The organism is Mycobacterium gordonae, from assembly GCF_002101675.1.
GTDB lineage: Bacteria > Actinomycetota > Actinomycetes > Mycobacteriales > Mycobacteriaceae > Mycobacterium > Mycobacterium gordonae.
Genome location: NZ_LQOY01000072.1, coordinates 48,728 through 68,206 on the forward strand (window position 1 = coordinate 48,728; position 19,479 = coordinate 68,206).

General features: G+C 66.0%; 13 protein-coding genes. 12 read left to right on the forward strand and 1 reads right to left on the reverse strand.

What is annotated here, in order from left to right; all coding sequences use genetic code 11:
* Positions 1 to 74: 74 nt before the first annotated feature.
* The 9 genes from AWC08_RS11720 to AWC08_RS11750 all read left to right on the forward strand — a co-directional run bounded on the left by AWC08_RS11720 (position 75) and on the right by AWC08_RS11750 (position 7,418).
* Complete coding sequence (locus AWC08_RS11720; RefSeq protein ID WP_069434069.1) at positions 75 to 458, forward strand: PPOX class F420-dependent oxidoreductase; 384 nt, start codon at positions 75 to 77, stop codon at positions 456 to 458.
* Between the two features lie 44 nt (positions 459 to 502).
* Positions 503 to 658 (forward strand): hypothetical protein, encoded by a 156-nt coding sequence (locus AWC08_RS36435; RefSeq protein ID WP_156803093.1) that lies wholly within the window; start codon positions 503 to 505, stop codon positions 656 to 658.
* Positions 659 to 746: 88 nt separating this feature from the next.
* Entirely contained in the window at positions 747 to 1,895 is a 1,149-nt protein-coding gene (locus AWC08_RS11725; protein WP_069434070.1) for a zinc-dependent alcohol dehydrogenase, read from the forward strand.
* Between the two features lie 14 nt (positions 1,896 to 1,909).
* On the forward strand, positions 1,910 to 2,509 hold the full coding sequence (locus AWC08_RS11730) for a hypothetical protein (RefSeq protein WP_065135082.1): 600 nt from the start codon (positions 1,910 to 1,912) through the stop codon (positions 2,507 to 2,509).
* Positions 2,510 to 2,597: 88 nt separating this feature from the next.
* On the forward strand, positions 2,598 to 3,821 hold the full coding sequence (locus AWC08_RS36440; RefSeq protein WP_159459985.1) for a hypothetical protein: 1,224 nt from the start codon (positions 2,598 to 2,600) through the stop codon (positions 3,819 to 3,821).
* Positions 3,794 to 4,612, forward strand: a complete 819-nt coding sequence (locus AWC08_RS11735; RefSeq protein ID WP_159459986.1) for an inositol monophosphatase family protein — start codon at positions 3,794 to 3,796, stop codon at positions 4,610 to 4,612. The genes AWC08_RS36440 and AWC08_RS11735 overlap by 28 nt, the downstream gene beginning before the upstream one ends.
* 83 nt (positions 4,613 to 4,695) lie before the next feature.
* Positions 4,696 to 6,174, forward strand: coding sequence for a mannitol dehydrogenase family protein (locus AWC08_RS11740; RefSeq protein WP_085087816.1), 1,479 nt, complete (start codon positions 4,696 to 4,698; stop codon positions 6,172 to 6,174).
* Complete coding sequence (locus AWC08_RS11745; RefSeq protein ID WP_065135079.1) at positions 6,171 to 7,043, forward strand: HAD family hydrolase; 873 nt, start codon at positions 6,171 to 6,173, stop codon at positions 7,041 to 7,043. The genes AWC08_RS11740 and AWC08_RS11745 overlap by 4 nt, the downstream gene beginning before the upstream one ends.
* 39 nt (positions 7,044 to 7,082) lie before the next feature.
* Complete coding sequence (locus AWC08_RS11750; RefSeq protein ID WP_083271032.1) at positions 7,083 to 7,418, forward strand: DUF8129 domain-containing protein; 336 nt, start codon at positions 7,083 to 7,085, stop codon at positions 7,416 to 7,418.
* On the opposite strand, the gene AWC08_RS11755 is transcribed toward AWC08_RS11750, so the two are convergent.
* Complete coding sequence (locus AWC08_RS11755; protein ID WP_069432935.1) at positions 7,371 to 9,689, reverse strand: MMPL family transporter; 2,319 nt, start codon at positions 9,687 to 9,689, stop codon at positions 7,371 to 7,373. The genes AWC08_RS11750 and AWC08_RS11755 overlap by 48 nt on opposite strands.
* Positions 9,690 to 9,802: 113 nt before the next feature.
* Between AWC08_RS11755 and AWC08_RS11760 the strand changes: the two genes are divergently transcribed.
* The 3 genes from AWC08_RS11760 to AWC08_RS11770 all read left to right on the forward strand — a co-directional run bounded on the left by AWC08_RS11760 (position 9,803) and on the right by AWC08_RS11770 (position 19,478).
* A complete protein-coding gene (locus AWC08_RS11760; protein ID WP_069432936.1) occupies positions 9,803 to 11,269 on the forward strand; it encodes a flavin-containing monooxygenase in 1,467 nt (488 codons plus the stop codon).
* 518 nt (positions 11,270 to 11,787) lie between these two features.
* Entirely contained in the window at positions 11,788 to 18,108 is a 6,321-nt protein-coding gene (locus tag AWC08_RS11765; RefSeq protein WP_069432937.1) for a type I polyketide synthase, read from the forward strand.
* A complete protein-coding gene (locus AWC08_RS11770) occupies positions 18,105 to 19,478 on the forward strand; it encodes an aminotransferase class I/II-fold pyridoxal phosphate-dependent enzyme (protein WP_069432938.1) in 1,374 nt (457 codons plus the stop codon). The genes AWC08_RS11765 and AWC08_RS11770 overlap by 4 nt, the downstream gene beginning before the upstream one ends.
* Position 19,479 lies beyond the last annotated feature (1 nt).

The window sequence follows — 19,479 nt, forward strand, 5'->3', positions numbered from 1 at the left end:
CATGCGATGGCGGTTTTCGCATTCCGGTCCACGGGTATCTTCGTGTTCAAAATTGAGCCAGGAGGAATGACGCGGTGGTCGGGTTCGCAGACGTCATCAAGTCCAAGTACTTGTTGCTGACAACATTCACGAAGGACGGACGTCCCAAGCCGACCGCGATCTGGGGCGTGCCCGATGGCGACCGACTGCTCGTCATCACCGACGACGGATCGTGGAAGGTCAAGCGGATCCGCAACACCCCGCGGGTCACCATCGCCAAGAGCGGGTCGCTCGGCAAGCCCAAGAGCGAGGAAGTGGAGGCGGTCGCCCGCGTTCTACCGAAGTCGGAGACGCGCCAGGTCTACAACGCGGTGCTGCGCCGGTATTGGTATCACGCCTGGTGGTTCCTGCCGCACTCTTTGGTGCGCGGCGGCATCGACAAGGTGCACGTCGGGCTCGAGGTCAAACCGGCCTCCTGAGTGCGGCACTGTCAGCCACCATCACCCACTGTCACCATGGAAGGATGACCACCGCGATCATCCTGGTCTTATTGGTGCTGCTCGGACTGGGCATCGTGATCAACGGGCTGCTGAGGCTACGCAGGTGGCTTGCTGACGTGCCGCCCACCGACGTCCCGCCCAGCGGGGAAACCCCCGACCCCCGCGACAAGGCCGAATAGCGGCTTTCGCCCGGCCCTGCCGTTTGGCCTGTCGTTTCTGGGGTAACGCTTCGGGACCGAATGTTGGAGCGGCTACTCAGGGGGCGTCATGCATGCAATGGTCTACCGCGGTCCCTACAAGGTGCGCGTCGAGCACAAGGACCTGCCGCAGATCGAGCATCCCAACGATGCCGTCGTGCGGGTGACGCTGGCGGCGATCTGCGGATCGGACCTGCACCTGTATCACGGCATGATGCCCGACACCCGCGTCGGCATGACGTTCGGCCACGAGTTCATCGGCGTCGTCGAACAGGTCGGTCCCTCGGTGCGCAACCTCAGCCCCGGCGACCGGGTGATGGTGCCCTTCAACGTGTACTGCGGGTCGTGCTACTTCTGCGTGCGAGGCCTCTACTCGAACTGCCACAACGTCAATCCCAACGCCACCGCCGTCGGCGGCATCTACGGCTACTCGCATACCTGCGGCGGCTACGACGGGGGTCAGGCGGAATTCGTGCGAGTGCCCTTCGCCGACGTCGGGCCCACCAAGATTCCCGACTGGATGGACGAGGAGGACGCGCTGCTGTGCACGGATGCCTTGGCAACCGGGTACTTCGGCGCTCAACTCGGCGACATCGCCGAGGGGGACACCGTGGTGGTGTTCGGTGCCGGCCCGGTCGGGCTGTTCGCTGCGCGATCGGCCTGGCTGATGGGCGCGGGGCGAGTGATCGTGATCGACCATCTGGAGTACCGGCTGCAGAAGGCGCGCGAATTCGCGTTCGCCGAGACCATCAACTTCTCCGACGTTGACGACATCGTGGTTCGGATGAAGAAGGAAACCGACTATCTCGGTGCCGATGTGGCGATCGACGCGGTCGGCGCCGAGGCGGACGGCAACTTCATCCAGCATGTCACCGCAGCGAAGTTCAAACTGCAGGGCGGCTCACCGGTAGCGCTGAACTGGGCCATCGATTCGGTGCGCAAGGGCGGAACGATTTCGGTGATGGGTGCCTACGGGCCGATGTTCAGCGCCGTGAAGTTCGGTGATGCCCTGAACAAGGGACTGACGCTGCGGATGAACCAGTGCCCGGTGAAAAGGCAGTGGCCACGCCTCTTCTCGCATATCCAGGAAGGCTATTTCAAGCCGAAAGACGTTGTCACGCATCGAATTCCGCTTGAGCACATCGCCGAGGGTTACCACATCTTCTCCGCCAAGCTGGACAACTGCATCAAGCCGGTCATCGTGCCGACGGCAAGCTGACGACAGGAGTAGTCATGGCCTACCTGCCGAACCTCCCCCAGACATCGGACTATGACGGGCTGCGGGCCCGCATCCCCGGCTGGGGAGCCGATTTGGACCCGCGGGACCGCCCGTCCTATCCGAAACTTCAGGTGAATCCTCCGCCGGCCACCGGCGCGCACTGGGAGTTCCCCGAACGCCAGCCCGAGAAGTGGCCCAGGGAGCGGTCGATCGAGCACCAGTTCCTCACTCCGGTGTTCGGCACATCGACTCCGCCGAAGGGACTCTCGGGCGTCATCCGCAAGTTCGCGTACCGCAAGTACAGCGAGGGCCGAGCGGCGCACTGGCTGCTGCTCATCGCCGCTGACCGCGTGGACGCCGCGGAAAGCCACCTGACTTCGCTGCTGAGCGGGCACCCGGACAATCCCTTCACCGAGACCGGGCTCAAGAGCGAGTTCACCCACCACGGCTTCTCATCGCGGTTCCGCACCAACCGGGCCGACCTGGCGCACTTATGGATTGACCCGATTATCGTCGGCGCGCCGTGGGTTATCTCAGGCTCGGCGGCCGTGTTGGCTGTCAGAGCGGTGCTGCGACGGACGGGTGGCCGCGGTGATGCGGGCGACACCCAGTAAGGGCAGACATCTGCTGGCGGCCCCAGCGATCCAGCCAGCTGGGTCGACGCAGCCGCCCGGTGGGCGGGGGCTCCTCGGCTATCTGTTGATGCCCCGACCCAAGGACCTGGTCAAGGGATGGCTGGGGCCGGTGACGTATCTCCTTGCCGTGCTTGCCACCGGCCAGATCACCGGAGACTCGTTGCTGCGCGCGCTGGTGGTGCTGGCGGCGGTAGAACTCCTGGTTTACCCGGCGCGCTACCAGTGGAACGATGTCCGAGGATTCGTGGCCGATCAGCACCATCCGGCGTCGCACCAACGCGGCCGGTTGCCGGGGCCGATCGACAAGGCACGCGCGCGCGTCGCGGCAAGTGGCGCGGCCGCGGTGGCCAAGCTGTTGGTGACCGCACTGCTGATAGTGCTGCTGCCCGGGCTGAATCTGTTTGCTCCCTTGGCCTTTGCGGTGTCCGGCATATTCGGCGTGGCCGTCGTCTATGAGGTGCTGCGGTCCACCAGCACCGGGAAGAGTGACGCGATACCTGAGCGGGTGCGGCCCGGTGTTCTCGCGTTGTGGTTGGTCGTCGGTGGCGGCTACGTCGTGCGCGGCATGTTGGGGGTGGCCTTGGCCGTCGACCTGACCACCCGCCCGGCGGTCGCCATTGCCGCCGCAATCGCGTTGTGGTGTTACGGCATAGCCTTTGTCACGTCCAGATGGTCGATCGAGGCGCTGGCCTTCGCCACCGTTCTCGACGGGAGGCTGACCTGGAAGGCGGGCGCCGGTCAGGCGCGCGAACATCTGTTGACGCTGGTGCGCTGGCTGCCGCCGGGAACGTGCGGCTCGAAGGTTGACGAGTGGGCTCCACTGCGGGGCCGCACGCCTTTCGGCGCGCCCTGGAATTCCGCGATCATCGCCGCCGGCGCGGCCGCGGCCCTGACCGGACGGCTGCTGAGTGGTGCCTGTCCCGTTCGCCAAGGGATCATCATCGCGCTGTTGGGTGGGGTAGCGGCGGTGGCTCTGGTGTGGACGGCGCGCCGCGAGATCACGCTGTTGGCAATGGGATCGGTGATAATCGGCGCAATGGCCGTGGCGTCGGCTCCGCGTCCCGTGGCAGCGGCCCTGCCCTGGCTGCTGTTGATGAGCGCCTACCTGTTCTTCACCACTAGGACCATCCGAAAGCTGGACCGGGGCAGCCCTGTTGGGGCATGGGCGGGTCAGCTTGGCGAGCGGGTCGGGCGGCTCGCTCTGGGGACAGCCACTTGGCAAGCCGTGCGGAGTCGCGGCCCGCGCAGCGCAGAAAGGCAACAGTGGGCGATATCGCAGCCGCCGAACTGATGGCGGTGGCACGGCATGCGGCGGAAGCCGGTGCGCGTGTTGCCATGCATTGGCGGGAGAATGCACACCAGCTTCGGATCGAGGAGAAGACCGGCCCCCGCGATCTGGTCTCTCGGGCAGACCGGGAAAGCGAGGATGCCATCGTCGCGGTGTTGTCCGGGCTGCGCCCGGACGACGGCGTGCTGGGGGAAGAGCACGGTGGCAAAGACGGCGCCACCGACGTGCTGTGGACGATCGATCCGATCGACGGCACGACCAACTACCTGTACGGCCGGAGCGACTGGGCGGTCAGCGTGGCCGCGCTGCGCAGGGCGGACCGTCGTGTCCTCGCCGCGGCGGTGGCCGAGCCCACGGTGGGCCGGATGACCACGGCCTGCGACGGCGGAGGCGCCTGGTCGCAGGGACGGCGACTGGCGATGCCGGTGCGGGATTCGTTGGATACCGCCCTGATCGAGGTGAACTTCGGCGCCGACAACCAGCGCCACCTCGCCGGTGCCGTGATCGACGTGTTGGTGCCACACACTCGTGACGTCCGGCGTGGCGGTAGCGCGGCCAGTGCGCTGGCTCAGGTCGCCACCGGCCGCGCAGACGCCGCATGGGTTCCCGGTCTGCAGTCCTGGGATGGCGCCGCGGGTCTGCTGCTGGTTGCCGAAGCCGGCGGAGTGGTGGGCGACCTGGATGGGGAGACGGCCGGACACTGGCCCGCCACGGGTGATGTGTTGGCCGCCAGTCCGGCGTTGTGGCCTTCGTTACACCGTTTGCTTGCACCGGTCTACGCCGCGGTTGTTTGAGGCCGCTGTCGCCGGGTATCTCGGGCTGCAAGCGTCTAACAGTTGCGCTTTCCTGAAATGCTCTTTACCGCAAAGGAAGCGCCGTGGTCAACGTATTCCGCTTACGGCAGGGCGTCGCCGTGCCGCTTAACGCATCCACGCTCCAATTACACTGCGACGCAGTCGATGTGCCCAGCTATGACCGGTCGGCTCTGACCCCGGCCATCGTCCACATCGGGGTGGGCAACTTTCATCGGGCACACCAGGCGGTCTATTTCGACGACCTTGCCAGGCTGGGGATTTCGTCGCAGTGGGGCATCACTGGGGTGAACTTGAGGTCTCGGCGGACGTCGGACCTGCTGTCTGATCAGGATGGCTTGTACACCGTCGTGCAGCGCGACGGCGACCGTGACACCGCGCGGATCGTCGGCTCGATCCGGCACTGCCACTACGCGGCGGAAGAACGCGAGACGGTGCTGGCCGCCCTGACCGACGAGCGAACCGCGATCGTCAGCATGACGATCACGGCGAACGGCTACCACACCGATGATGATCTCGGCGCGGCAGGCAGCCACGGCAGCGCCTGGGCATACCTCACGGAGGCCCTGAAACGCCGCCGTCGCAACGGTTCTGCACCGTTCACGGTACTGTCGTGCGACAACATTCCAGACAACGGCGGGGCCACGCGCACCGCCCTGGTCTCTTTCGCCGCGCGGCGCGACGAGTCACTCGCGCAATGGATCGACCGCAATGTGCAGTTCCCGTCCGGCATGGTCGACCGCATCACACCCAAAACCGGTGACGAAGAGCGGAAATTGGTGCTGGACCGGTACGGCATCGCCGACCAGGCGCCGGTAATGACAGAGCAGTTCTCCCAGTGGATTCTCGAGGACGCGTTCGGCAACGGCCGCCCACCACTCGAGGAGGTCGGTGTCGAGTTCGTCACCGACGTGGCCGGTCACAAGCTCGTCAAAGCTCGGCTGCTGAACGGAACACATTGCGCTCTAGGGTATCTAGGTACACTGGCCGGCTACCGTCGCGCCGACGAAGCGATGGGCGATCCGGTGATCTACGGCTATGTAGAGCAACTGATGCGAGAGGAAATCGCGCCCCTGCTTCCCGCGGTACCCGGTCTGGACATCGACGATTACTGCACAACGGTGTTGGAGCGGTTGACCAACCCCCGCATCAGTGACCAGCTGTCCCGGCTGGCCGCGCGCGGGTCGGTGAAAATGCCGACATATTTCCTGCCCTCTCTGGCAGAGGCGGTGCGCAGTGGCCGGCCTCACACGCTGCTGATGACGGGACTGGCCGCGTGGATCCGCTACCTTCGCGGGTACGACCTCGGCGGATCCCCCCTTCACATCGAGGATCCACAGGCCGAGTTGCTGACCGCCCTGGCAACCATGAGCAGAAGGAACCCGGGCCCGCTCCTGCAACATGAGCTGTTCGGCGACCTACGTCTGATGCCTGACGTCGCAAGCGGTCTCAGCGCGCTGATCCGCAGCATCGAAACCCGCGGTGTCGCGACGACCCTGCGGCGTCACCTTCGTGGCGATTACCGGGAGCTGGTGCAGCGATGACCCAGGAACGTTTGACGGTGTTCCGGCACTTCGAGCCGGCCCGCATCAGCACGCTGCTCTGCGACGCGGACGGGAACCTGTTTCCGTCTGAGGAACCGGCCTTCGAAGCCTCCGTCGAGGTGACCAATCGGTTCTTGGCGAGGTTTGGGGTGGCGGCCCGCTACACGGCCGACGAGCTCCGGAAAGCGACCACTGGCAAGAACTTCCGCTCGACCGCGACCGACCTGGCCGTGCAGGCAGGGGTGCCCGTCGACGAGGAACTGGCCCGCGGGCGTCCGCACGCGAGAATCGCATCCGGTGAGGACGTGGCGACCGGGCGTGCTCTGAGCGCGTTCGAGCTCGAGCAATGGGTGCAGCAGGAACGCGACCATGTCACCGCGCATCTCTCGGTGACCCTGAATCCTGACGACCGCGTGCGCGGGCCACTCAATTTCCTGGCCTGCCGCTACGATTTGGCGGCGGTCAGCTCCAGCGCCGCGGTGCGGCTCAACGCGTGTTTCACCGCCACCGGATTGGACTCGCTCATCCCGGCGGCGGTGCGGTTCAGCGCGGAGGACTCGCTGCCGGTCCCGACCAGCAAGCCGGACCCTGCGGTGTATCTGCTGAGCGGTGAAGTGCTGGGCGTCGCCCCCGCCCGTGGGCTGGCCATTGAGGACTCGGTCCCCGGGGTGCTGTCGGCGGTCGCGGCGGGCTTTGTGACGGTCGGGAATCTGATGTTCGTGGCGCCGGACGAGCGGGCTGCACGCAGCAGGGAACTGGTCGAGGCTGGAGCCAGCGCCATCACCGACTCCTGGTCTGCGCTGGCCGATTTCCTGCCATACGTCGGCTCCTCGGGACTGCTGCCCGCCCACCAAGAGGCCGTTGGTTGAGCAACCAAACCTGAGACCACATCCTTGAAGGAGAAGCGAATGTCAGCATCCGGCGAATTGCCACTGACGGATTACGACCAGCTTGGTCTTGGCGATCTGCGGCACCGGGTTCGCATGCTCGAAGAGCCGCAACTGCGCACGCTGATCGATCACGAGGAGGCGCACGGCCGCCGCACACCGGTACTCCAGGTGCTGCAGTCCCGCTTGGAGGAATTGCGCGGCGGCGCAGCGCCTTCGGGCGGCGACCCGCAGAATGCTCCCGAGGTTCAGGGCACCGCGCACGGCTCGACCGTTCACGAGTCGACGGCCGCCGAACCCAACACCCCGCTACGTCACGGCGTCGCTGGGCAGACTCCGAGCCGCGGGCGCCCCTAGCTGTCCGGCCGGGCGCCGCTGCCGGCGGTGCCGACCAGCGGTCCGTCGGTGCACGACTTCGGTGAGCCCGATGCGTTCGTGCAGCCGCACCAACGGCTTTGGCGCCCACCAGTTCCACTCGCCCATGACATACATGAACGCGGGTACCAGGACCATGCGCACCAGGGTGGCATCGACGAGTACCGCTATCGTGAGCCCAAGCCCGAACATCCGCATAAACGAGACCTCCGCAGTGGTCAGTGCCGCGAAGCTGATCGCCATGATCATTGCGGCGGCGGTGATCACCCGTCCGGTGTGGGCGAGCCCGAGTGTGACGCTCTCGTCGTTGGCGGCGCGCGGCGTCACCGCCGAACCGTCCTGCTGCAACTGGCACCAATACTCGCGAATCCTCGCCATCAGGAAGACTTCATAGTCCATCGACAACCCGAACGCGATGCAGAACAGCAGGACGGCAAGGTTGGCGACCAGCGTTCCGGTCGAGGTCGTACCCAGGCCGCCGACATGTCCGTCCTGGAAGACCCAGACCAGTGAACCGAAAACGGCGGTCAGCGACAAGCAGTTGAGAACGATGGCCTTCAGTGGCAGCAGGACACTGCCCGTGAGTAGAAACAACAGCGTGAAGGTCACTGCCCCAATGAAAGTCAGCACCCACGGTATTCGTGCCCGGATCGCGGCGACGCTGTCGCGGTTGGTCTCGGCCAGCCCGCCGAACTCGACGGTGCGTCCCTGCGGTGAAGTGACTTCGTGCAGCGCCTCTAGCTGAGCGTCCGAGATGCGGGAGTACAGCGGCGCTTTGGTGTTGACGGTGAGAAATGCGCTGCCGCCGGAGATCCCGGTTGGCGCAACGGGCGCACCGACACTGCGGCCATGGGTGTAGGTGCCCGGCGGTGCCGAGACGTCCAACACGCCATCGACCCTTGACAGCGCGGCGGCATATTGACCGAGCTGCTCCGGGGTCAGGCCGGCCGCGTCGGGGATGACGACTTGAATGGACTTGGCGTTGTCGTCGGAGAAGCCGCTGCGCAATGCGTCACCGACCGCACGGGACGAGGCCGACGGCGGCAGCACGCGGTCATCGGGGTATCCCCATCGGGCGTGCGAGAAGGGCGCGCCGAGCAACAGCAACAGTGCCACCGCGCCGAGTCCGATCGGCACCCGATACCGCAGGACGAGCTTGCTCGAGCGGTACCAGAACAACCGCTCGACCCGACGCTGCCCGGGTTCAGGGCGCCGAAACAGTCGGCGTAGGTTCAGCGCATTCAACCGGTCGCCCAGCAGGACGATCGCCGCCGGCGCGGCGATGATCGCGCTGGCCGCCGCGAACGCCACCGTGGCGATTCCGGCGTAGGCGAACGATCTCAGGTAATACATCGGGAACAGCGCCAATGCGGCCATCGACAGGGCCACCGTGATCGAGGAGAACAGCACGGTGCGGCCGGCGGTCGACACCGTGCGGATGACCGCCTCTTCGCGGCCGGCACCTGCCGCCAGTTCCTCGCGGTAGCGGCTGATGATCAGCAAGCTGTAGTCGATCGCCAATGCCAGGCCCATCGCCATGGTGAGGTTCAGCGCGTAGATGGAGACATCGGTGGCGTAGGTGATCAGACGCAGCACCGACAGCGAGCCGAGAATCGCGAACACGCCGACGGCAACCGGCACGACCGCGGCGAGCAACCCGCCGAAGACCCAGACCAGCACGGCGAAGCTCAGCGGAACAGCGATCAATTCCATCCGCAGCAGGTCGCTGACGGTTCGATCGTTGACCTGGGCGTAGATCATCGCTCCGCCGCCGGCTCGAACGATGACGCCGTCCCGGTCGCCGATCACCGGATCGGACAGCTCCTTCGCGTACTTCTGGGCCAGGTTCTCCCCACCCGCCAGGTTGGCGACGATCAGGCCGGTCCTGCCGTCACCGCTGACCATTCCGCCGTGGCCCGCATCCGGCTGAGTCCACGCCGAGGCCACACTGAGCACGTGCGGTGACGCGCGAAGCTCGTCGGCGATGGCACCGGCTACGGCGCGCGCCGTTGGGCTGGCGACTCCCTGCGGCGCGGTCACCGTGAGAATCAGTTGCTGGTCGGTCTGCTTGAACTTCTCGGTCAACAGCGTGCCGGCCCGCGTCGACTCGGAATTCGGATCGTCGAATCCCCGGGCGGACAGGTGATCGACCACCGGAATGCCGAATATGCCCGCACCGATCATCACCAGGGCGACGATTACGAGGGTGCGCCGCGGCGCAGTGATGGCCAGGATCGCGAACCGGTGCAGCATTAGCCGAAGATAAAGTAATCCGCGAATCAGACGGCAGCCCGTCAACAATTACTCAGGAATTCGGCAGCCTTTCGGCAGCTATTGGAACCACCGCGCGTTGATAGCATGCACCAATGGAGCACCTGGACGTAATTGTGGTGGGTGCGGGCATTTCCGGCATCAGCGCCGCGTGGCACCTGCAAAACCTCTGTCCGAGCAAGAGTTACGCCATTCTGGAGAAACGGGACCAGCTGGGCGGAACGTGGGATCTGTTCCGCTATCCGGGCGTCCGCGCCGACACCGATATGTACACGTTGGGCTTTCGCTTCCGCCCGTGGACCGGTCCCGCCATCGCGAAGGGCGGCCCCATCCTCGACTACCTGCGGGGCACCGCGGCCCAGGCCGGCATCGATGCGCACGTCCGGTTGAACCACAAGGTCATCAAGGCGGACTGGAGGAGTGCGGAGAACCGCTGGATCGTGCGGGTGGAGCGGGGCGGCGAGGAAAGCAGGATCGCCTCCTGCGTGACGTTGTCCTGCTCATTCCTGGTCCTGTGCAGTGGTTATTACTACTACGAGGAGGGCTACTCGCCCCGCTTTGCCGGTTCGGAGGCTTTCCGGGGCCCGATCATTCATCCTCAGTTCTGGCCGGCCACAGTCGATTACGCCGGCAAGCAGGTGGTGGTGATCGGCAGTGGATCCACCGCTGTCACTCTGGTTCCAGCACTGGCTGATTCGGGTGCCGGACACGTGACGATGCTGCAACGCTCGCCGACCTACGTCATGGCCGAACCGGACCGCGACATCCTCGCCGAACGACTGAATCGTTGGCTGCCGCCGACCGTGGCCTACGCCGTCGTGCGCTGGAAGAACATCGTGCGCAAGGCGGCCTTCTACTGGGCCTGCCGGCGCTGGCCCCACCGCATGCGAGCACGCTTGATCGGCCAGGCCCGCCGCCAGCTCCCCGACGGTTACGACGTCGACAAACACTTTGTGCCGCAGTACAACCCGTGGGACCAGCGACTGTGCGTCGCGCCCAACGGGGACCTCTTCCGCACCATCCGCCAGGGCCGGACCGAGGTGGTGACCGACACCATCAGGCGCTTCACCGCGACCGGGATCCTGCTGGAGTCCGGGCGAGAGCTGCCCGCAGACATCATCGTGACTGCTACCGGACTGAACCTGCAGCTCTTCGGCGGCACATCGGTGAGCGTCGACGGCCGGCCCGTGGACCTCAGCCGGACCATGGTCTACAAAGGCTCGATGCTCACCGGGGTGCCGAATATGGTCTTCATCTTCGGCTACACGAACGCTTCCTGGACCTTGAAGGCCGACTTGGTGTCGGAGTTCGCCTGCCGATTGCTCAAACACATGGACGCCAACGGCCTTGACCGGGTGACCGCGGAGCATCCGGGGGCCGATGTCGACGAGCGCCCGTTCATCGAGGACTTCTCGCCGGGTTATGTGCTGCGAGTGCTGGATTGGATGCCGAAGCAGGGCTCACGCAGCCCGTGGCGGGTGAACCACAGTTATTTGCGAGACCTCGGGGTGATCCGGCGCGGCCGGGTGGCCGGCGAAGGTCTGCGGTTCGCGGCCAACTGAGACCGCAACCAGTAACTGCCGATCGAGCCTCTCAAAACCATGGTGCGGCAACGACATTGGTATGCAGGGCCGGTCAGCGCCGCACCGATTCGATGTGTCAACCAGGGTTGACGACAAGCGCAACCAGGTCTACACTTGCCTTTAATAACAATTGCACACTGCATCTTTCAACGGTCTGCCCGCCGCTGCCAGCTCCTCGCGACTGAGCCAGTGCTGGAGACCGGTCAATCCTGGTATGACACAACGCGCGCTCGGCGAACAAGGAGGAGGCGCACCGTGACGGCTCTGTGAATACGGGTCTGGACCCATTCAACGCGGCGGGAGATCAGCGCTCTGGTCCCGCCCCACCTTTCCTTCGGATAAGACCCATCGCGATTCCCGGCCGTTGAGGCCGGATGCTCCGATTGGGCGCCGAAAAGTACCGCGCAAATACGTCTATTAGCCCGCGCGTCCGCATTTTCAAATCTGTCGCTTTATCGACCCTTCTTGTCAAAAATCTTTCAGCATTAGGAGTTACCGTGAGCCGAATCGCGATCGTCGGAATCGGATGCCGCTATGCCGGTGGTATTGATTCACCCCAGTCGTTCTGGGAATTTGTCAATAAGAAGGACGACGGTGCGATCGTCGACATACCGGCCGACCGCTGGGACTACCGACGCTTCTATGACCCGGACAAGGCCGCCGCCGGAAAGATGTACACCAAGCGCGGCGCTTTCCTGGACTGCGATCCCTGGCAGTTCGACCCCGAGTTCTTCGGTATCTCCCCACGCGAAGCAACCAGCATGGACCCGCAGCAGCGCCTGATCATGGAGGTCGCCTGGGAGGCGGCCGACGATGCGGGCGTCGCCGGCCGGCTGTCGGGCCAGCCGGTGGGGGTCTACGTCGGAGCATTCAATGTCGACTTCTCGGTGACCACCATGGCCGCTTCGGCGCTGGCTCATATCGACATGAACACGTCGACCGCAGCCTCTTTCACCATGCTCTCCAACCGGCTGGCCTACGCACTCAACCTGATGGGACCTGCCCTGACGATCGATACCGCCTGCTCGTCGTCGCTGGTCGCGTTTCACCTGGCCTGTCAGGCCATCACCAACGGCGACTGCGACATGGCCCTGGCGGGAGGCGTCAACCTGATGCTGCAGCCGGAGACGTTCGTGTCGATGTGCAAGGGCGGCTTCCTGGCGGCCGACGGCCGCAGCAAGCCCTTCTCGGCCCGTGCCGACGGCTACGGCCGCGGCGAGGGCGCCGGGATGGTGGTGTTGCGCAAGTTGGAGGACGCCCTGCGCGACGGCGACCGCGTCTACGCGGTCGTCGCGGCGACCGGAAGCAATCAGGACGGCCGCACCAGCGCCATCACCGTCCCGAACGGCGATGCGCAAGAGGCGCTGGCGCGTTCGGTGTGCGCCCGGTCGGGTCTCGCCCCGGGAGAAGTGACCTATGTGGAGGCGCACGGTACCGGAACACCGGTCGGCGATCCGATCGAGCTGGGTGCGCTGGGACGCGTGTACGGCCGCGTCGAAGGCCGCGAGATGCCGCTTCCGGTCGGGTCGCTGAAGGCCACCCTCGGACACACCGAGGCGGCTTCGGGCATCGCCGGCGTGATCAAGGGCGCGCTGGCCATCTACCACCGCACCCTGCCGCCGCAAGGCTGGTTCGACGATCCAAACCCCGACATCGACTTCGACGAGCTGCGGTTGTCGGTCCAGACCGAACCAGAGGCCGTTGACGTCGAGCGGATGGCCGTTGCCATCAACGGTTTCGGATACGGCGGCACCAACGCGCACGCCATCCTCGCCGAACTGGACGCGCCCGCGGCGGCGACGACGCCTGGCGGCCGCTCGACCCGTCACCATGCCGGGATCTTTCCGCTGTCGGCGCGCAGCGAGGCCGCTACCCGCGCGCTCGCCGGCAACTATGCCGACCTGCTCGAATCAGGCGCTGATCCAGGCGGTCTCATCGAGGCCGCGTGGAATCGGCGTGCGCACCAACGTCATCGGAGCGCGGTGCCGTTCTCTGACCTGACGCAGCTGACCGAGGGCCTGCGCCAGATCTCCTCCGGCGGTGCCCCGGTGGGCTCGGTGGTGGACAACGCCGCGGGGCTGGTGTTCGTGTTCTCCGGAATGGGCACGCAATGGTGGGCGATGGGCCGCGACCTGCTCAATGCGGGAGGAATCTTCGCCGCCGAAGCCGCTCACATCGACGACGCGTTCCGCCAGATTGCCGACTGGTCCATCATCGAGGAGCTGTTGCGTCCCGAAGCAGAGTCCCGCATCACCTCGACCGCGATCGCACAGCCAGCCACTTTCCTTCTCCAAGTGGCACTTACCCGCGAACTCGCCCAATTCGGAATCACACCCAGCGCTCTGGTGGGGCACAGCATGGGCGAGGTGCCGGCCGCTTACCTGTCGGGCGCGCTGTCACTGCACGACGCCCTGCTGGTGACCTACCACCGTGCCCGGCTGCAGGCGACGACGGCCGGAACCGGCGGCATGCTCGCGGTCGGGCTGCCCTACAGCGAGCTGCAACCGCTGCTCGGCGAGGACATGCATATCGATGTCGCGGCCATCAACGGCCCGTCGTCGGTGACGGTGGCCGGCGTGGTGAGCGAGCTCGAAGCCCTTGGCCAAGTCCTCACCGAGCGAGGCGTTTTCAATCGCCTGCTGCGGGTGGAAGTGCCGTATCACAGTTTCCGGATGGATCCGATTCTCGCCGAGCTGCAATCAGAGCTCAATGTCCTTGCGCCGCAACAGCCTAACGCCCGGCTCTACTCGACGGTCACCGCGGAAGCGGTCACCGGCCCGCTGGACGCCGACTACTGGTGCGCCAACGTGCGTCAGCCGGTGCGCTTCGCGGACGCCATCAAGGCGCTCATGGGCGCAGGGCATCGCACGTTCCTGGAGATCGGCCCGCACCCGGCGCTCTCGGGCAACATCCGCGAGCTGCTGCTGAAAACCCATGAGCCCGGCACCGCCATCCCGACCCTGCACCGCGGTCAGCGCGATGCCGACAGCATCCGCAAGACACTGGCCGAGTTGTACACCGCCGGCGCGCTGGACGGCACCGACCTGTGCACGCGAGTCGGTCCGCATTTCGAGCTCCCCCGGTATCCCTGGCAGCGTCAGCGGCTGCGCGACGAGTCGCCCGAATTCGCGCAGATGAAGTACGGGACCCCGGACAACTACTCGATGCTGGGCGACCCGGACCTCGACCATCCGTCGGCGTGGGAACTGCAACTCAGCGCGCAGGTGTTGCCTTGGCTTCCCGACCACGTGGTCAATGGCGCGTGCCTGCTGCCCGGGATGGCGTACGTGGATGCCGCGCTGAGCGCGGCCGCCGAACGCAGCGGCCTGAGTTCGGCGATCGCCGAGGACATTCGCTTCGCGGCCCCGCTCTTCTTCGATCCCGCCGACGGCGCCGTCCTGCGCACCGAACTCGACGAGACCAGTCGCCGGTTCACCATCCGCTCGCGCGCCGCGACCGGCAGGACCTGGACAACGCACGCCACCGGCCGGCTGGTCGACGGCAAGTACCTGCCCACCAAGCATCACGACACCGCTGCCGGCGACCTGACCGAGATAGACCCCGCCGACCTGTATGCCGCGCTGACCAGCAACGGCATGACCTACGGTCCCAACTTCCGCCGGGTCACCTCACTGCGAGCCAACGCCAGCCAGGCCGTCGCCACCGTGGACGCACATTCGGACGAGACGACCAGGCACCTCGCGCATCCCGGCGTCATCGACGCCGCGTTGCACACCGTCTCGCCGCTCATCGACCAATCCGTCGGCCGCACGCTGGGAACCATCGTCCCGATCGGAGTCGACGCGGTACGGGTGTTCGGTCCCTTCCCCGACCGTGTCGAGGTGCTCACCAGCCTGCACCCCAGCGATCCACTGCGCGCCGACATCGTGATTCTCGACGCGCAACACCTTGCCTGCGCGGAGCTTTCGGGCGTGCGATTCGGTTCCATCACACCCGGGCAGGAGCCGATCGACCGTCTTGATCCGCTCTTCTACGAAGAGGTGTGGGAGCTCTGCGACGAGCTGGACACCGCGACGCTGCCCGCACCGGAGCACACCGCGACGCTGGTCCTCGCGGTCGGTGACCAGCCCAGCCCACGAGCCCGACAACTGGCCGACGCTCTGCCGCATGCCGCCCTCTACCACTGCAGCGACCCGGCCGACCTCGATACCGAGCTGACGCGCCTGCTCGGTGCGGCGTCGGAGGAACGTCCCCGGGTACACGTCTGTGTCGTCGCGGGCCACATCGCCGACGACAGTGCCGCACTATGGCTGCTGAAGCAGATCGCCGTCACCACCGAGAAGTTCGTCCAGGGCCACAGCGGTGACCAGGCTGAGGGGATCGAGGCGCTCGGCGACGACACGTTCTACGCGAGTCTCGTTACCGAACAAGCCTTTTCGCATCCCAACGATGTTTCCGTGCCCGACGTGAGTCACGCCGGCCTGGCCGGAGCGCGGCGTTCGCTGGTTGCCGAGCAGTCCCGGCTTCGGTGGCGGTTGATCGACGTGGCGCCGGATACCGAACTCGGTCAGCTGATGTCCGAACTCGCGGTCCCGGGAGCGTTCTCCGCAGACCAGACCGACGAGATCGTGCTGCGCAGTGGGACGCGATGGGCCAACGTCGTGGCGCGGACACTGCCGCAGCGGCTGGAAACGATGGCACAGGGCGAACAGCTCACCGACCCGGAAGCCAACTTCGCCGTCGACGTGCCCAAGTCCAGGATTCTGTCCGATCTCGGCTGGCGGCGCTGCCCGCGGCCAGAGCCGGGGCCCGGCGAAGTCGAGCTGCGGATGCAGGTCGTCGGCCTGAACTACAAAGACGCCATCAAGGTGGTCGGACTGCTCGGAAAACGAGAACTGGAGGGCACGCATTTCGGCACCGAACTGGGCATGGAGGGTGTCGGGGTGGTGACCCGCATCGGGCCCGGGGTGGACCGCTTCGGTGTCGGTGACGTCGTCACCACCGCCAGCCAGGGCATGCTCGTCCGCTATCAGATCGCCGACGCGGCGCTGTGCATCAAACTGCCGGATCCCGGCGATGGCCGGTTCCGCCCGGAGTTCTGCACCAGCATGACCGCCTTCATCACCGCCGAATACGCGCTGCTGGAACTGGCCCGGTTGCGCCCGGGTGAGACCGTGCTGATCCACGGCGCCGCCGGCGGTGTCGGGCAGGCCGCGATCCAGATCGCAAAGCTCTGCGGCGCAGAGGTGATCGGCACGGCGAGCAGCAACGAGCGCCGTTCGTTCGCGCTGGGCTCGGGCGCCGATTACATGATCGACTCCCGGTCACTGAACTTCGTCGACGACGTGCATCAACTGACCGACGGCCGTGGTGTCGACGTGATCATCAGCAGCGCGCCGGGTGAGATCCTTCGCCACAATTTCAACGCCGTTGTCGAGTTCGGCCGCATCGTCGAGGTCGGCAAGGCCGACATTTATGGCAACAGCACGCTGGACATGGCGGTGCTGGACAAGAACCTCAGCTACTTCCAGATCGACATGGATCGATTCATGGCCTGGGACCCGCAAGCCTGCCTGAAGTTGGAAGCGGAGATCTACGACAAGTTCGCCACCGGCATCTACCAGCCACTGCCCGTGGACGTGTTCGACGCGGCCGACATCGGCCGGGCCTGCGAGGAAGTGTTCCGCTCCAGCCGGACCAGCCGGGTGGCGCTTCGCCTCATCGACAACACACCACCGGTGAAACCGGGCTGGCACGAAGTCGTCACCGATCCCGAGGGCTCCTACCTGATCACCGGCGGGCATGGTGGCTTCGGACTGGCCACCGGCCGGTGGCTGGTCCGGCGTGGCGCCCGGCACCTCACCCTGGCCAGCAGAAGCGGTGCCACCACGGACTTGGCGCGTAAGCAGATCGCCCAGTGGCGCACCGCCGGCATCGAGGTGCGCGAGGAGTTGGTCGACATGACCGACACCGCCGCGGTGGCGGCGCTGGTCGATGGCTGCAGTGCCGGCGGCCACCGGCTGCGCGGTATCTTCCACGCCGCCGGAGCCATCGCCGATCAGCGCATCGCCGACATGGACCTCGTCGACCTCAAGCGGGTTTACGACGTCAAAGTCAACGGCGGCCGCGCGCTGTGGGCGGCCGTGAATGCCGCGGGCATCACCCTGGACCAATTCGTGTTCTATTCGTCGGCCGGCACCATGCTGGGTCTGCTTGGACAGTACAGCTACGCCGCGGCCAATCTGGCCGTGCAGGCGCTCACCGATTCGATCGCGCACCAGGGCCAGCCGGCGACCTGCATCGGCTGGGGCCACATGTCCGGTGCCGCCGGCGGCATGGCCAGCGACGAGAATCTGGCCCGGCACATGATCGCCTGTGGTGTCGACCCGATCGAGATGGACGATGGCCCAATATATTTGGAGCAGGCGCTACGGCTAGGGGTCCGGCAGGGATCGGTCATCTCGATCAACTGGTCTCAGCTGGACACCGTCTTCGGCCACTTCCGCCACCTGCTGCGCACCTCCGCGGTGATCTCGACGGCCGCCGAGTCGAACTCCGCTCAGGACCGGCTGCGTGCCGGCCTGATCGCACTCGACGAGGACGAGCGGGGCGCGGTGCTCGGGTACCTGCTCGCAGAGCAACTCGCCACCGTCATGGGGGTCTCGAAGGAGTCCATCGACATCGACGTGCCCGTTATGGAACTCGGGCTGAATTCGCTGATGGCCGTCGAATTCAGCGCCCGCACCGGCGAAGCGATCGGCGTGTCGCTGAACACGCTGATGCTGGGACCCAGCTACAACCTGCGCAAAGCCGGTGCTGCGCTGGCGGAGACCATCGTGTCAGGAGCAAAGAAATGATCGGAACCCGGAGTGACGAAGCAGCAATGCGGGAGATGGCGAGCAAGTTGCTCGCCGGAGGTGGCAACGGTGACCAGCTGGCACCGCCGCTGCGTCCGGTGGCTCCGACGAGCGCGACCGGTGCGAAACCGATTGTCCGGCAGAAGTTTTCCGACCATCCGGGGGTGGTGTCGGCCTGCGAACTGAACGCCCGCAGGCGCGCGATCTGGGAACTGACCGGAATGCCCAGCCCGCTGTACCTGGAAAGGAAAGGCTACAACACCGCCGTGATCGAAGGGCCGGACCGGGAGCTGACCAACTTCGCCGGCTATAACTATCTGGGCCTGGCCCACCATCCGAAAGTGGTTCGCGCCGTGCAGGATGCGGTGGCGCAGTACGGTGCCTCCGCGTCCAACAGCCGCATCACCTCGGGCGAGACCGCCTTGTATCCCCGCCTCGAACGACGGCTCGCCCAGATCTACGACGTCGATGCGGCCATCATCGCCACCAGTGGATTCCTCACCAACGCTGGGGTTCTCGGCTACCTGCTGGGTGAGGGCGACGCGGCCGTGTGCGACTCGCTCATCCATGCCAGCGTCGTTGCCGGTGCGCGGTGGGCCGGCGCGCGCGTCATGACGTTCCGGCACAACGATCCGGATTCCTTGCGGGCCGTCCTGCGCGCGTCAAGGGACCGTTTCAAGCGGGTGCTGGTGGTCATCGAAGGTCTCTACAGCATGGACGGAGACATCGGGCCGCTTCCACAGGTTGCGGCCGTGGCCCGCGAATTCGATTGCGGCGTAATGGTTGACGAGGCTCACTCCATCGGTGTTCTCGGTGCGCACGGACATGGCGTGCGTGAGCACTTCGGTCTGCCAGGTGACGCTGTCGACATCTGGATGGGCAGTCTGTCCAAGGCGCTGGGCAGTTGCGGCGGCTTCATCGCCGGCAACGCGAATTTGATCGAAGCACTGAGCACCGCTCCCGCGATGCTGCTGACCGTCGGGTTCCCGCCCACCGCAGCGGCGGCCGCGCTCACCGCTCTGGAAGTGCTGGACAGCGAGCCCGAACGGGTGCAACGGTTGTGGCGCAACACCAAACTGTTCACCTCCGCGCTGCGAGACCGAGATATCGACCTCGGCATATCGCAGAACACGCCGATTTGTCCCGTGCTGATTCCCAGTGTGGCCAGGGTCGTATTCGCCTCTGCGCTGCTGCTGCAACGCGGCATCTACGTCGGACCGGTGACGGCGCCGGCCGTGCAGCCAGGACAGGAACGGCTGCGGTTCTTCATCACCAGCGAACACACCGACGAGCAATTGACGGCGACGGCGGATGCGGTGGCCGAGGTGGTGCAGATCGCCAATCAGCTCGACAGCTCCATCCCCGTCTGAC